Genomic DNA, 12,924 nt, shown 5'->3' with positions numbered 1-12,924 from the left:
AAGGCGTGGTGGTCCGGGTTCTTCGAGGGCGTCCGCACCCCATGCCCGCCGCGGCGACCGATGCGGTGGAGCACGGTGTGGCGGATGACGCGGCTGGGCCGACCGCCGGTGATCTGACAGCCGGCCCGGCACGGTGCCGGTCAGGACCAGATGGCGTGGAGGGCGTCGATGACGCGCTGCACGTCCGTGCTGGTCATCGCCGGGTAACACGGCAGGGACAGCTGCCGGGCGGCGACCTGTTCGGTGACGGGAAGGTGGCACTTCAGGTACCGGTACGCGGCGAGGCGGTGCACCGGCTTGAAGTGCACGCTGGTGCCGATCCCGTACGCGTCGAGGAGCAGGTTGGCCACGGTGTCCCGGGTCCGGCCGCCGACCGGTTCGATCAGGACGGGGTAGAGGAACCAGCCGTGCCGTACCCCGTCCAGGACGGTGGGCAGCCGCAGCCCTGGAAGGCCGGCGAGGGACCGGTCGTAGGAGGCGGCGATTAGGGATCGGCGCGCGGTGAACTCCGGCAGCTTCTGGAACTGCTGGATGCCGACCGCAGCGGTGATGTCCGGCATCGTGTACTTCAAGCCCGGCACGGTGACCTCGTAGTCGGCGGTGCGGCGCTTGCCGTGCCGCTGCCACACCGAGGTGTCGATGCCGTGGCGTCCCAGCAGCCGGGCCCGCTGGACGAGTTCGGCACGGCCGACGATCATCCCGCCTTCACCGGTCGTCATGACCTTGTTCGCGTAGAAGGAGAACACCGCCAGGTCGCCGCCGCTGCCCGCTCGCAGGCCGTCGCGCCAGGCTTGCAGCGCGTGGGCGGCGTCCTCGATCAGGACCAGGCCGTGGTCGTCGGCGATCTTGCGGAACGCCAGGAGGTCGCAGGGGTGGCCGCCGTAGTGCATGACCACGATGGCTCGGGTCTTGGGGGTGATCGCCTGTTCGACCGCCTTCGGATCGATGTTGAAGGTGATCGGATCGACCTCGGTGAACACCGGTGTGCCGCCGGACTGGAGGATGGCGTTCGGGGTGGCGCAGAAGGTGAGGCTCGGGGTGATCACCTCGTCGCCCGGCTTGATGCCGACCGTCAGCAGCGCCAAATGCAGGGCTGCGGTGCACGAAGAGACGGCGAAGGCGTCCTCGACCCCGAGGTCGGTCCTCACGGCCTCCTCGAACCGCGTTGCCTTCGGGCCGTGGGTGAGCCAGCCCGAGCGCAGGGTGTCGATGACCTCGGCCTCCTCCTCGCTTCCAAGGGACGGCCGGTTCCACGGGAGGAACGGGGCAGTGGTCGTCACGGCTGCCCCCACGAGGTGATGTATTCGGCGTGGTACCTCTGGCAGGCCAAGGTGCGTACACTCCGCACCTTGCCGGCGCGGAAGGCGTCCGCCAGGCCTCGGTGGTTGTCGTACTCGGCCTCGTTCGGGTCGGTGATCTTATGTGCCACCAGGAGATCGGCGATCTCCTGCGCCCCCTCCCTGAGCGTGGTCGAGCAGGCCCCCGGAATGTGGCGCCCGAGCCGGGCGAAGCTCACCCGGTAGTCGCGGGCGTCGGTTTCATCCCGCTCAGGTCCACGCCGGATCTTCGACCCGGGCACGATGGCGGCCACGGTCTCGGCGATGGCGGCGATGGTGTGGTTCTCTTGGTCGCTGCCGACGTTCCACACCCCCGTCATGGTCTCCTCCAGGACATCGCCGAGTACTCGGGCGACATCGCCGACGTGAACGAGAGGGCGGCGCTGCGAACCGCCGTTGAGCGGGATGCGCCCGGTGGCGACGGCGCGCGACGCCATCGAGTTGACCACGGAGTCCAAGCGCTGGCGCGGGGAGCAGCCATGGACGGTCGCCAGCCGCAGATTCGTCAACCCGGTGACCCCGGCGAGGACATCGGGCAGGCGGCGTTCGGCGAGGACCTTGGTCCGGGCGTAGATCCCCAGCGGGTTCGGCTCGGTGTCCTCGTCCACGGTGCCGTCGTGGCTGCCGTAGACGCTGCACGAGGAGAAGAACACGTACTGCGCGACGCCGGCACCGGCGGCGGCCTCGGCGGCGATCATCGGGGCGGCGAAGTTCAGCTCGGCGGCCAGTTCCTCGTCCAGTCGGCAGGCCGGTTCACCCACGATGCCCCCGAGGTGCACGACGGCATCCGCGCCGTCAAAGACCCGGGCGAGCAGGTCGGGGTCGCGCAGGTCTCCGTTGACGAAGGCGGCGGTGCTCGGCAGGAGCCGGCCCGGGTCGTCCGCACGGTTGTAGATCAGGCCGTCCACGACAGTGACGTCGTGGCCGAGCGATGCGAGGTGGTGAGAGGCGACGGAGCCGATGTATCCGGCCCCGCCGAGCAGCACGATGTGCATCAGACTATGTCCCTTCGATCAGGCAGCCAACGGAACGGTCTGGGACGTGAACCAGTCCGGAACGGAGTTCGGCGTAGCCCTGAGCCAGGTCACGTAGCGGTCGATGCCCTCGCTGAGCGTGATGGCGGGGTGCCAGCCGAGCAGATCCGTGGCCTTGCGGGTGTCGGCGTAACCCCCGCGCGGGTCGCCGTCGGGCATCGGTGTCTCGATGAACGCGGTGCCGGGGTAGTGCGCGGCGACCAGTTCGGCGATCGCTCGGACCGAAGTGGGGATGCCGGTGCCGATGTTGATGGTCTGACTCGCCGCCTGATCGGCGACGAGCGCGAGGACGGTGGCGCGCGCGATGTCCTCGACGTGGACCAGGTCGCGCACCTGGTGGCCGCCGCCGTTGAGTCGCATCGGACGGCCGCTGTGGGCGGACAGAGCCAGCCAGGGCACCATCCAGGAGTGCGAGCCGGGCTTGGGGATCTGCGGGTCTCCGTACACCGAGAAGTACCGGACGATTGAATATTCGGTGCGGCTGCCGCCGAGCATCAGACGTACTTGGTGTTCGCCCCACAACTTCGTGTTGGCGTACACCGAGATCGGCGTCAGCGGCTGGTCCTCAGTGAACCGTGGTGCATCGTTCCCGGCGACGCCGTCACCGTAGACGGACGCCGAGGACACGAACACCAGCCGCTTCACCCGGGATTCCAGCAGTTCGTCCAGGATGGTCTGGGTACCGTGCACGTTGGCGGCGAACGCCGTGTCCGGTCGTCGAGTGCACGCCGCGACATCGGCGTACGCGGCAGCGTGGATCACGTAGTCGGCTCGGTCGATGAGCCACTTCACGGTTGCCCGCTCACGCACGTCACCGAGGACGACCTGCGTACCGTGCCGGTCCACCTCGAACAGGCCTCGCACCGGGTGTGGGTAGGCGTCGAAGCGGTCCAGGACGATCGGCCTGGCGCCGTGCGCGGCGAGCTGGGCGACGATGCGGCTGCCGACCAGGCCACCGCCTCCGGTGACCAGCACAGTGGCACCGGTCAGTTCGCGCAGGCGCGAGTCGGGGAACACGTCAGCCATGAGAAATCGACCTCTCCTGAGGTTCGGGTTCATTGCAGTCAGTGAACTGCCGGACACGCTGAGGCGGTATGGTGATGGCCCGCCCATCCCGTTCAATCCGTTCAAGATCAACGCTGGGGCGTGAGTTGACTGGACGTAACGAGACGAATCGGCAGCTGGCCGTCGTCGTCGCAGAAGCTGGGTGTACGTACGAGGCTTTGGCCAAGGCGGTCCGCGCCGTCGCGGCGGAGCCCGGCGAGGCGCTGTACACGTCGAAGTCGGCAGTGCACTCCTGGGTGAAGGGTGGCACTCCAACTGGCAGTACAGCGGCCTATCTTGCGGAAGCTCTCACCAGATTGGCGAAGCGGAAGGTGACGACCTCCGAGATCGGTCTAGGCTGCGACGCAATCGGGGAGGCCATGGCCCCTGATTTCCTGGCTACCGCTTCCGATCTCGGGAGGCTCGTCATGTTCCACCGTCGCGACTTCCTCGCCCGCGCCTTCGCCGCCGCATCGGTCGGGCTCCCGCTCACGTACGACCACGAGGCTGCCGCCGCCATGCTGAGAAGCGGCGAGAGCGGTCGTAGGGCCGGCGCCGAGGAAGTGGCGACCGTCCGGCAGCTCACCGAGATGTTCAGATCCGCCGACGAAAAGTTCGGCGGAGGGCACGGGCTTTCCACGGTCTCGTCCTACCTGGCTGACACCGTCACCCCGATGCTCCAGGCCACGTTTCCGTCCGAGGCGGTACGGCGAAGTGCATACGGGGCGGCCGCTGAACTGGCGACCCTGGTGGGGTGGAAATGCCACGACCTCGGTCGGGAAGGCGCTGCTCAGAGGTTCTACCTCCTTGCCTTCCAGCTTGCCTGCGAGTCCGATCCCGCAGGCCACGGGGCCTGGATGATGCGGGCGCTCACGCATCAGGCCCTCGATCTGAAGCAGTCCGAGCACTGTGTGGAGCTGGCCGAGGCCGCACACTCGCGGGCCCGGGGGAAGGTGGACCGGAAGACCGAGGCGCTGCTGCTGGTGACCGCTGCTCGGGCGTACGGAGCGAGTGGCCACGGCAAGAACGCCGCGGTGGCGCTACTCGCCGCTGAGGACGCCATGCTGGCCGGCGACGACGGCGTTCCCTCGTACGCGGCGGCCTCCGGGCCGGTGGCAGCCACCGTGGCATCGCACACGGGCAAGACCCTGACCGAGATGAAGGACCACAAGGCCGCCGAACGCCACTACCGCGCGGCACTGGAGGGCCGCGTCCCGGAGACGTACCAGCGGGTTCGCGGCCTGACCATCGCGAACCTCGCCAAGTCGGTGGCGGCCCAGCACCGTCACGAGGAGGCCGTGATCCTCTGGAGCCAGTGCCTGGACCTCATGGACGGCGTGGCGTCCGACCGGAACAGGAAGGAGCTGAAGACCATGCGCTCGACCATGGCCGTCTACAGCAGGCGAGGCATCCCGGGTGCTTCCGAACTCGGCCAGCGGGCAACCGAACTCGCCGCCGCGTGACGTCGGACAGATCGGGCCCGCACGTTCGTGGCGAACGTGCGGGCCCCTCGTGTGCGCGGGCTCAGCGCGTGGCGAGGGCTTCCAGGACGCGCTCCAGGGAGGTGCCGAGGCCCCAGCGGGCGGAGAGCTCCTCCAGGGTCATCGGGTCCAGCGGCTCGCGCGGCAGGGCCGGGTCGAAGGGCGGCAGCGGGGCGTCGTCGGCGACCCGGACCACCTTCGGGGCGACGTCCAGGTAGGCCGCGCCCTCGACGATGTTGCGGCGGCGGGCCGGGGTGAGCCGGGATCCGACGTCGAGGGCGGCGGCGCGGATCGCGGCGAGGTCCCCGTACTCGTTGATCAGCTGGGCGGCCGTCTTCTCGCCGATGCCCTTCACCCCCGGCAGGCCGTCGCTCGGGTCCCCGCGCAGGGCGGCCATGTCGGCGTACTGCGCGCCGCGCACGCCGTACTTCTCCAGCAGCAGCGCGTCGTTCGTGACCTGCAGGTTCCCCATGCCCTTGACGGGGTAGAGCACGGTGATCGCGCGGGCGTCGTCGACCAGCTGGAACAGGTCGCGGTCGCCGGTGACGATCTGCACCTGGCCCTTTGCGCGGGCGGTGAGGGTGCCGATCACGTCGTCCGCCTCGTAGCCGGGGGAGCCGACCCGGGCGATGCCGAGCGCGTCCAGCACCTGCTCGATCACCGGGACCTGCGGGGCCAGCGTGTCGGGCACCTCCTCCTCGCCGTCCTCGGCGGCCTCGGCGACCCGGTGGGTCTTGTACGAGGGCACGAGGTCCACCCGCCACTGCGGGCGCCAGTCGGCGTCCATGCAGGCGACCAGCTGGTCGGGGCGGTGGTCGTGGACCAGCCGGGCGATGAAGTCCAGCAGGCCGCGGACGGCGTTGACCGGCTCACCCTGCGGCGAACGCAGGGTGTCCGGTACGCCGAAGTAGGCCCGGAAGTACAGGCTGGCGGAGTCGAGCAGCATCAGTCGCGGTGCGGTCACGCCTCAGATCATGCCGTACCGCGCTGACGGATCGCCCGTTTCAGTTCTCGTGCGGGTCAGTGCTCGTGCGGGCCCGCGCGGTGGACCGGGCCGTGTGCGTCGGCACAGTGCTCGGCGGACGGCTCGCCCGGGCCGGCGATCTGCAGCAGCGCGCCCGCCTCGTCCTCGCCGACATGGTCGACCTGGAGCGTGCTGTGGGTGATCCCGTACTCGCCGGCCAGCCGGCGCTGGAGTTCGCGCCGTACGGCGTGGCAGTCCCCGCCCGGGGTGACCAGGATGTGTGCGGACAGGGCCGGCTGGCCGGAGGTGATCTCCCAGATGTGCAGGTCGTGGATCTCCTCGACGAGCGGCTCGGTGACCAGCCGGTCGGCCACCGCGTCCGGGTCGATCCCGGCCGGGGCGGCCTCCAGGAAGATCCGCCCGGAGTCCCGGACCAGCCCGATGCCGGCCTTGAGCATCAGGGCGACGACGATCAGCGAGGCGATCGCGTCGGCCCGGACGAAGCCGGTGGTCAGCACGATCAGGCCGGCGACGGCGGTGGCGATGAACGCGTACAGGTCGGTGAGCACGTGCTGGAAGGCGCCCTCGACGTTCAGCGAGCTGCGGTTGGCCTTCGACATGCACCAGGTGGCCGCGAGGTTGACGACGATGCCGACCAGCGCGGTGATCAGCACCAGCGAGCCGGTGACCTCCGGCGGTTGCACCAGCCGGGTGACCGCCTCGTATCCGAGCCACGCGGACAGGACGAGCAGGGTGACGCCGTTGGCCTGCGCGGAGAGGATCTCGGCGCGCTTGAGCCCGTACGTGTAGCCGCCGCGGGCCGGGCGGGCGGCGAGCCGCATCGCGACCAGCGCCAGGACGATCGAGGCGGCGTCGGTGAGCATGTGCGCGGCGTCGGAGATCAGGGCCAGCGACTGCGCGGCGAAGCCGACCACGACCTCGCCGGCCATGAAGACGACGATCAGCGCGAGCGCACTGACCAGCCAGCGGCGGTCGGCGTCGGCGGCGACACTGTGCGAATGGCCGCCGTGGCCGTGCCCGCCGTGACCGTGCCCGTGGCCGCCGTGGGCCTCGGGGCCATGGTCATGCGCATGATCATCGTGGGAATGCTCGTGCCCGGCCATCGAAGTCCTCTCTGGACGCACGGGTGGGAGGGAGCGGAGTGCGATCGCCCCGCAACCGAAGTGAACCGCAGAATGGACAAAGATCCAAAGGCTGTACTGGTGACCGTTGTCGTTGCCGTCCGGATGCCCGCGTTCTTCGGTGCCGGACTGCCTTCGGCGCAGGCCCTGGTCAGAACGGATGCCTTCATCACTCGACCGGGTGAGGCGAGCTTGCGCCGCCCTGCGCGGTTCGGCAACGATCATGGCCCGTGAAGATCGCTTCCGCCGGGACCGTCCGCTGGCTCATCGAACTCGAAGCAACCGCCGAAGAATTGATGAACCGTCATCTCGCCTCGGCGCGCGAGTGGTTCCCGCACCAGTACGTCCCGTGGAGCCTCGGCCGGGACTTCGACGGCCCCCTCGACGGCGAGCCCTGGTGCCCCGAGCAGTCCGCGATCGCCCCCGCCGTCCGCTCCGCCCTGATCGTCAATCTGCTGACTGAGGACAACCTGCCCGGCTACCACTGGACCATCGGCGCGCAGACCTCCAGGGACGGCGCGTGGGGCGCCTGGCTCCACCAGTGGACGGCCGAGGAGGACCGGCACGCCTCCACCCTCCGCGGCTACCTGCACGCCGCCCGCGCCGTCGACCCGGTCGCCCTGGAACGCGCCCGGATGGCCCACCTCGGCACCGGTACCGTCCCGGAGCCCGACGGTGTCCTCGGCGTGGTCGCCTACGCCGCCGTCCAGGAGCTGGCCACCCGGGTCAGCCACCGCAACACCGGCCGGCTCAGCGGCGACCCGGTCTGCGACCGGCTGCTCGCCCGGATCGCCCAGGACGAGAACCTGCACATGGTCTTCTATCGGGAGCTCCTGCGCGCCGCCGCCCAGCTGGACGCCGACCAGGTGCTCGTCGCCCTCGACGAAACGATTCGCGGCTTCGCCATGCCCGGCCAGGGCATGCCCGGCTTCGGCCGGATGGCCGCCGAGGTCGCCGTCGCCGGGGTCTACGACCTGCGGGTGCACCACGACGAGGTGCTCGTCCCGCTGCTGCGCGCGCTCCGGGTCTTCGACCTGACCGGCCTCGGCCCGGCCGGGGAGCAGGCCCGCGACCGGCTCGCCGAACACCTGGCGCGGCTGGACGCCCGGGCCGCCCGCTTCATCGAACGCCGCGCCCAGGCCCTCGCCGCCCGCGCCCGCCGGGCGGAAACGGCCTGACCCTGCCCGACCCGCCTGAGCCCTGCCTGACCCTGCCCGATCCCCGCCCGACCCGCCTGAGCCCTGCCCGATCCGCAGAACAGGACCCGCATGACCATCACCACCGCCGGCACCAACACCGAGGACATCGCGTACCACTACGACCTCGGCAACGACTTCTACGCCCTGTGGCTCGACGAGACGCTCGCCTACACCGCCGCCAAGTGGGACGGCATCCCCCGCGGCGAACCGGACGCCCTCGCCCTGCCCCGCGCCCAGCGGGCCAAGCTCGACCACCACCTCGACCTGGTCGGCGCCGACCCCGGCGCCGGCCTGCGACTGCTGGACATCGGCTGCGGCTGGGGCGCGATGCTGGAGCACGCGAGCCGCGGTGGCCGGGCGGCCGGGATCACCGGCCTCACCATCTCCCGCGCCCAGCACGAGTTCCTTACCGCCCGCGCCCTGCCCGGCGTCGAGGCCCGCCTGGAGAGCTGGGAGGACCACGAGCCCGCGCGGCCGTACGACGCCGTCGTCGGGATGGGCTCCTTCGAGCACTTCGCCACCGCCGGGATGAGCCGCGCCGAGCGGCTCGGCGTCTACGCCCGCTACTTCGAGGCCTGCCACCGCTGGCTGCGCCCCGGCGGCCGGATGTCGCTGCAGACCATCGCCTACGACGGCGCGGCCGACGGCTCCGGCCCGCTCGGCGAGTTCGTCGGCAGCGACATCTTCCCGAACGCCAGGCTGCCCCGGCTGAGCGAGATCGCCGCTGCCTGCGACCCGTACTTCTCGGTGGTCGCGCTGACCGCCTCTGCCGAGGACTACGCCCGCACCCTCGCCTCCTGGTCGGCCCGCCTGCTGCGCGCCCGCGAGGAGGCCGAGCGCCTGGTCGGCGCCGAGGGCTACCGGCGGTACCGGCGCTACCTGCGCGGCAGCGAAGTGACGTTCCTGCGCGGCGCCGCCACGCTGTACCGGATCGGTTTCCGGCGGCGCGACGAGCCGCTGCGGCTGCCCGCCTGATGCCGGGGGTGTCCTCGGACCGACGGGCGTGGGCGGCGGTCGCGGTGGTCTGCGCCGCGCTGTTCCTGCTCGGCCTGGACTTCACCGTCCTCAACGTCGCCATCCCCAGGCTGCGAGCCGAGCTCGGGCCCACCCTCGCCGAGACCCAGTGGATCGTGGACGGCTACGCCCTCGCGCTCGGCGGCTGCGTGCTGGCCGCCGGCGCGCTCGGCGACCGGTACGGCCGGCGGCGGGCCTTCCTCGCCGGGCTCGCGCTCTGCGGGCTGGCCTCGGTGGCCGGCGCCACCGGCGACGGCGCGGCCCGACTGGTCGCCGCGCGCTGCGGGATGGGGCTCGGTGCGGCCCTGTTCATGCCCGCCACCCTGTCCACCGTCGTGCACGTCCTGCGCGAACCGGCCGCCCGGCGGCGGGCGATCGGCATCTGGGCGGCGGTGGCCGGGGTCGGCGCGGTGTTCGGCCCGGTCGCGGGCGGCCTGCTGGTCGAACGGTACGGCTGGCAGGCGGCGTTCTGGCTGAACGTCCCGGTGATCACCGTGATCGCCGCGGCGGCCCTCGTCGTCCTGCCCGAGTCCCGTGACCCCGAGGCCCGCCCGCTCGACCGGCCCGGCGCGCTGCTGTCCTGCGCCGGGCTGCTCGCCCTCGTCTGGGGTGTCATCGAGGCACCGGGCCGGGGCTGGAACAGCGCCGGTGTGCTGGCCGCGTTCGCCGTCGCGGCGGCGCTGCTGGCCGCTTTCGTACGGCGCCAACTCCGGTGCACCGCACCGATGGTGCCGGTCCGGCTGCTGGGCGGGGGGCCGGTCTGGCCGGCCACGCTGTCGCTCGCGCTGATGTCGTTCGCCATGTTCGGCGCGATGTTCCTGCTCACCCTCTACCTCCAGCAGGTGCGCGGCCTGTCCGCCTGGCAGGCCGGGCTGCGGATGGTCCCGCTCTCCGTCGGCCTCGCCACCGGCGCGATCCTCGGGCCGCTGCTGGCACGGCAGTTGGGCGCGCGGGTGCCGTCCGCGGGCGGCCTGCTGCTGATCGCCGCCGGCTTCGTCCAGCTCGGCCGGCTGGCCGCCGACTTCGGGGACGCCCCGGTGCTGGTCTTCGAGAGCCTCGCCGGAGTCGGCGCCGGACTGCTCGCCCCGGTCGCCACCGAGGTGGTGATGAGCGCCGTCCCGGCGGGCTTGGCCGGTGTCGGTTCCGCGCTCAACGACGCCACCCGGCAGGTCGGTTCGACCCTCGGGGTGGCGGTGCTCGGCTCCGTCCTGGCCACCGCGCTCACCGATGCCGCACCCGGCGACCCGGCCGCCTTCACCGACGCCTTCGTCGACGGCCTCACCGCCGCGGCCGTGGTCGGCGCGACGGTCGCGGTGCTCGCCGCCGCCCTCGCCTGGCGCCGGCTGCCCGGGCGGCGCCCGCGGCCCGTCCTCATCCCCGAACCCGACTGATCAACCAGTCAGCACCGAAAGGAAGTTCAGCATGTCCAGCACCTTCGAAACGATCCGTACCTGCCTCGTCGACGAGTTCGAGGTCGCGCCCGGGCAGGTCACCCCCGACGCCACCCTGGCCTCGCTGGAGCTCGACAGCCTCGCCCTGGTCGAACTCTCCCTCGTCGTCGAGGAGCGGATCGGCGTCACCGTCGCCGACATCACCCCCGACCGCACCCTCGGTGAACTCGCCGCCCACGCGGACGCCACCCTGACCGCGGAAGCCGTCAGTTGAGCACCCGCGCGGTGGCCGTCACCGGCCTCGGGCTGGTCACCCCCGCCGGGAACGGCGCGGCGGCGGTCTGGGACCGGTTCCTCGGCGCCGGGCCCACCGCCCGCCCCGACCCCGAACTCGAGGGCCTGAACGTCGACTTCTCGTGCCGGCTCGACGACTTCGACCCGCCCACCCTGCTCGGTGGGCGGCTCGCCCGCCGCCTCGACCGCTTCAGCCAGATGGCCGTGGTCGCCGCCCGCCAGGCCGTCGCCGACGCCGGCCTTGACCCCGCCGACTGGGACGGCACCCGGGTCGGCGTGGTCCTCGGCGTCAGCGCCAACAGCGTGCAGACCTACGCCGTCGAGTACGCCCGGCTCGCCGACGGCCACGCCGACCGGGTCTCCCCGCTGATGCTCCCGCGCAGCATCCCCAACATGGCCGCCGGGGAGGTCAGTCTCGATCTCGGCGCCCGCGGGCCCGGCCTGGTCACCAGCACCGCGTGCGCCTCCGGCACCACGGCCCTGGCCCTCGCCTGCGACCTCATCCGCTCCGGCACCTGTGACCTCGTCCTGGCGGGCGGCACCGACAGCCCCCGCACCCCGATGACCGCCACTGCCTTCGACCGGCTCGGCGCCCTCTCCCGCCGCCGCCACGACCCGGCCGGCGCCTCCCGCCCCTTCGACGCCGACCGGGACGGCTTCGTCCTGGGCGAGGGCGCCGGCGTCCTCGTCCTCGAACGCGTCGACCACGCGCGCGCCCGCGGCGCCCGCCCCCGCGCCTACCTCGCTGGCCACGGCGCCGCCACCGACGCCCATCACTTCACCGCCCCGCACCCGGAGGGCGACGGCCTCGCCCGCGCCGTCCGGGCCGCCCTCGCCGACGCCGGGCTCGCCCCCTACGAGATCGGGCACATCAACGCGCACGGCACGGGCACCCCGCTCAACGACCCCGCGGAAGCGGCGGCCCTCCGACAGGTCTTCCACCGGCCGCCGCCCGTCACCGCCAACAAGAGCGTCATCGGCCACACCATGGGCGCGGCCGGCGCGATCGAGGCCGCCGTCACCGTCCTCACCCTGCAGCACCGGCTGATCCCGCCGACCGCCAACCTCGACCGGCCCGACGAGACGATCGGCCTCGACGTCGTCACCAAGGCGCCGCGCCCGCTCACCGTCCCCACCGCCCTGTCCGTCTCCAGCGGCTTCGGCGGGCAGAACGCCGCCGTCGTCCTCACCGCCGCTGACCCCGGAGCACTCCGATGCGCGTCCCCATGGCCGGGCTCGCCCGGCTCTACGCCCGCCTGCTGTTCCGCCGCCCGCCCGCCGACTGGACCGTCCCGGTCGCGGACGGGCGGTACGGGCCCGCCGAAGCCGCCGACGACCGGCCGCTCACCCTGCTCATGCTCGGCGACTCCCTGGCCCAGAGCTTCGGTGCCCACCGCCCCGAACAGACCCTCGGCGCGCGGCTCGCAAAGGGTCTCGCCGAGGGCACCGGGCGCCCGGTCGACCTCCGCGTCCACGCGCGGATCGGCGCCACGACGGGAGCCATGGGACGGCAGGTGCTGCGGGCCGCGCGGCTGCGGCCCGGGGTCGCCGTGGTGATCGTCGGCGGTAACGACGCCCTGCTGCCGGCCCCGCTCGGCCGCGCCGCCCGCCGCTTCGCGTACCTGGCGCAGACGCTGCGGGACGCCGGCTGGCAGCTCGTGGTCGTGCCGTGCCCCAACCCCGGCTACGGCCCCGGCTTCCGGCCCCTGGCCCGCTGGGCCGGCCGGCACCGCTCCCGCCGCCTCGCCCGCCTCCACATCCGTACCGCCGACCGCGTCGGCGCCCACCTCGCCCCCACGGCGGGCCCCGAATTCCGCGACCGCGCCGCCGAACTCCTCGGCCCCGACGGCGTCCACCCGTCCCCGACCGGCTACGCCACCCACGCCACCCGCATGCTCCCCGCCCTCCTCACCGCCGCCGCCCACCTCCCCGCCCCGGTCCCCGCTCCCAACTGACGCCGACACAGCAGTTCCCCGCGCCCCGTCCAGGGGTGCGGGGAACCGTCGCACTCGCCTTCCGCTAAG

12 protein-coding genes and 2 pseudogenes are annotated in these 12,924 nt (G+C 72.4%); 9 read left to right on the top strand and 5 right to left on the bottom strand.

Annotation, left to right across the window (positions count from 1 at the left end):
- Nucleotides 1-117 (top strand): annotated as a pseudogene (locus KV557_RS42600) (glycosyltransferase family 2 protein); the annotation flags it as partial.
- Nucleotides 118-140: 23 nt separating this feature from the next.
- Here KV557_RS42600 and KV557_RS14775 read toward each other — a convergent pair.
- From KV557_RS14775 to KV557_RS14765, 3 genes are read right to left on the bottom strand one after another with little or no spacing between them, the layout of a single operon-like run.
- Nucleotides 141-1,280 carry a DegT/DnrJ/EryC1/StrS family aminotransferase gene (locus tag KV557_RS14775; protein WP_308129896.1) on the bottom strand — a complete coding sequence of 380 codons (1,140 nt, stop codon included), beginning with the start codon at nucleotides 1,278-1,280 and terminating at the stop codon, nucleotides 141-143.
- Nucleotides 1,277-2,332 (bottom strand): NAD-dependent epimerase/dehydratase family protein, encoded by a 1,056-nt coding sequence (locus KV557_RS14770; RefSeq protein ID WP_218200352.1) that lies wholly within the window; start codon nucleotides 2,330-2,332, stop codon nucleotides 1,277-1,279. Before KV557_RS14770 ends, KV557_RS14775 begins: the two co-directional genes overlap by 4 nt.
- An 18-nt stretch (nucleotides 2,333-2,350) precedes the next feature.
- Nucleotides 2,351-3,397, bottom strand: a complete 1,047-nt coding sequence (locus KV557_RS14765; RefSeq protein ID WP_218200351.1) for an NAD-dependent epimerase/dehydratase family protein — start codon at nucleotides 3,395-3,397, stop codon at nucleotides 2,351-2,353.
- A 125-nt stretch (nucleotides 3,398-3,522) separates the two neighbouring features.
- Between KV557_RS14765 and KV557_RS14760 the strand changes: the two genes are divergently transcribed.
- Complete coding sequence (locus KV557_RS14760; protein ID WP_218200370.1) at nucleotides 3,523-4,878, top strand: tetratricopeptide repeat protein; 1,356 nt, start codon at nucleotides 3,523-3,525, stop codon at nucleotides 4,876-4,878.
- A 61-nt stretch (nucleotides 4,879-4,939) separates the two neighbouring features.
- On the opposite strand, the gene KV557_RS14755 is transcribed toward KV557_RS14760, so the two are convergent.
- Both KV557_RS14755 and KV557_RS14750 read right to left on the bottom strand, forming a co-directional pair.
- Nucleotides 4,940-5,842, bottom strand: a complete 903-nt coding sequence (locus KV557_RS14755) for a 5'-3' exonuclease (RefSeq protein ID WP_218200369.1) — start codon at nucleotides 5,840-5,842, stop codon at nucleotides 4,940-4,942.
- Between the two features lie 74 nt (nucleotides 5,843-5,916).
- Nucleotides 5,917-6,984: a cation diffusion facilitator family transporter gene (locus KV557_RS14750; RefSeq protein ID WP_218200350.1), complete on the bottom strand. Its 1,068-nt coding sequence runs from the start codon at nucleotides 6,982-6,984 to the stop codon at nucleotides 5,917-5,919.
- Nucleotides 6,985-7,083: 99 nt separating this feature from the next.
- Between KV557_RS14750 and KV557_RS14745 the strand changes: the two genes are divergently transcribed.
- The 7 genes and pseudogenes from KV557_RS14745 to KV557_RS14715 all read left to right on the top strand — a co-directional run bounded on the left by KV557_RS14745 (nucleotide 7,084) and on the right by KV557_RS14715 (nucleotide 12,855).
- Entirely contained in the window at nucleotides 7,084-7,236 is a 153-nt protein-coding gene (locus KV557_RS14745) for a hypothetical protein (protein ID WP_218200349.1), read from the top strand.
- Nucleotides 7,233-8,180 carry an acyl-ACP desaturase gene (locus KV557_RS14740; RefSeq protein ID WP_308129895.1) on the top strand — a complete coding sequence of 316 codons (948 nt, stop codon included), beginning with the start codon at nucleotides 7,233-7,235 and terminating at the stop codon, nucleotides 8,178-8,180. Before KV557_RS14745 ends, KV557_RS14740 begins: the two co-directional genes overlap by 4 nt.
- A 90-nt stretch (nucleotides 8,181-8,270) precedes the next feature.
- Nucleotides 8,271-9,176 (top strand): class I SAM-dependent methyltransferase, encoded by a 906-nt coding sequence (locus KV557_RS14735; protein ID WP_218200348.1) that lies wholly within the window; start codon nucleotides 8,271-8,273, stop codon nucleotides 9,174-9,176.
- A gap of 8 nt (nucleotides 9,177-9,184) precedes the next feature.
- Nucleotides 9,185-10,606, top strand: coding sequence for an MFS transporter (locus KV557_RS14730; RefSeq protein WP_218200347.1), 1,422 nt, complete (start codon nucleotides 9,185-9,187; stop codon nucleotides 10,604-10,606).
- 31 nt (nucleotides 10,607-10,637) lie between these two features.
- Complete coding sequence (locus KV557_RS14725; RefSeq protein WP_218200346.1) at nucleotides 10,638-10,880, top strand: acyl carrier protein; 243 nt, start codon at nucleotides 10,638-10,640, stop codon at nucleotides 10,878-10,880.
- 11 nt (nucleotides 10,881-10,891) lie between these two features.
- Nucleotides 10,892-12,079 (top strand): annotated as a pseudogene (locus KV557_RS14720) (beta-ketoacyl-[acyl-carrier-protein] synthase family protein); the annotation flags it as partial.
- Between the two features lie 35 nt (nucleotides 12,080-12,114).
- Entirely contained in the window at nucleotides 12,115-12,855 is a 741-nt protein-coding gene (locus tag KV557_RS14715; RefSeq protein ID WP_308129894.1) for an SGNH/GDSL hydrolase family protein, read from the top strand.
- The last annotated feature ends 69 nt before the right edge of the window (nucleotides 12,856-12,924 follow it).

The organism is Kitasatospora aureofaciens (assembly GCF_019192735.1).
In the GTDB taxonomy this organism is placed as follows: domain Bacteria; phylum Actinomycetota; class Actinomycetes; order Streptomycetales; family Streptomycetaceae; genus Kitasatospora; species Kitasatospora aureofaciens_A.
Note: the sequence above shows the minus strand (reverse complement) of the source record. Positions and strands in the feature narration are given on the sequence as shown.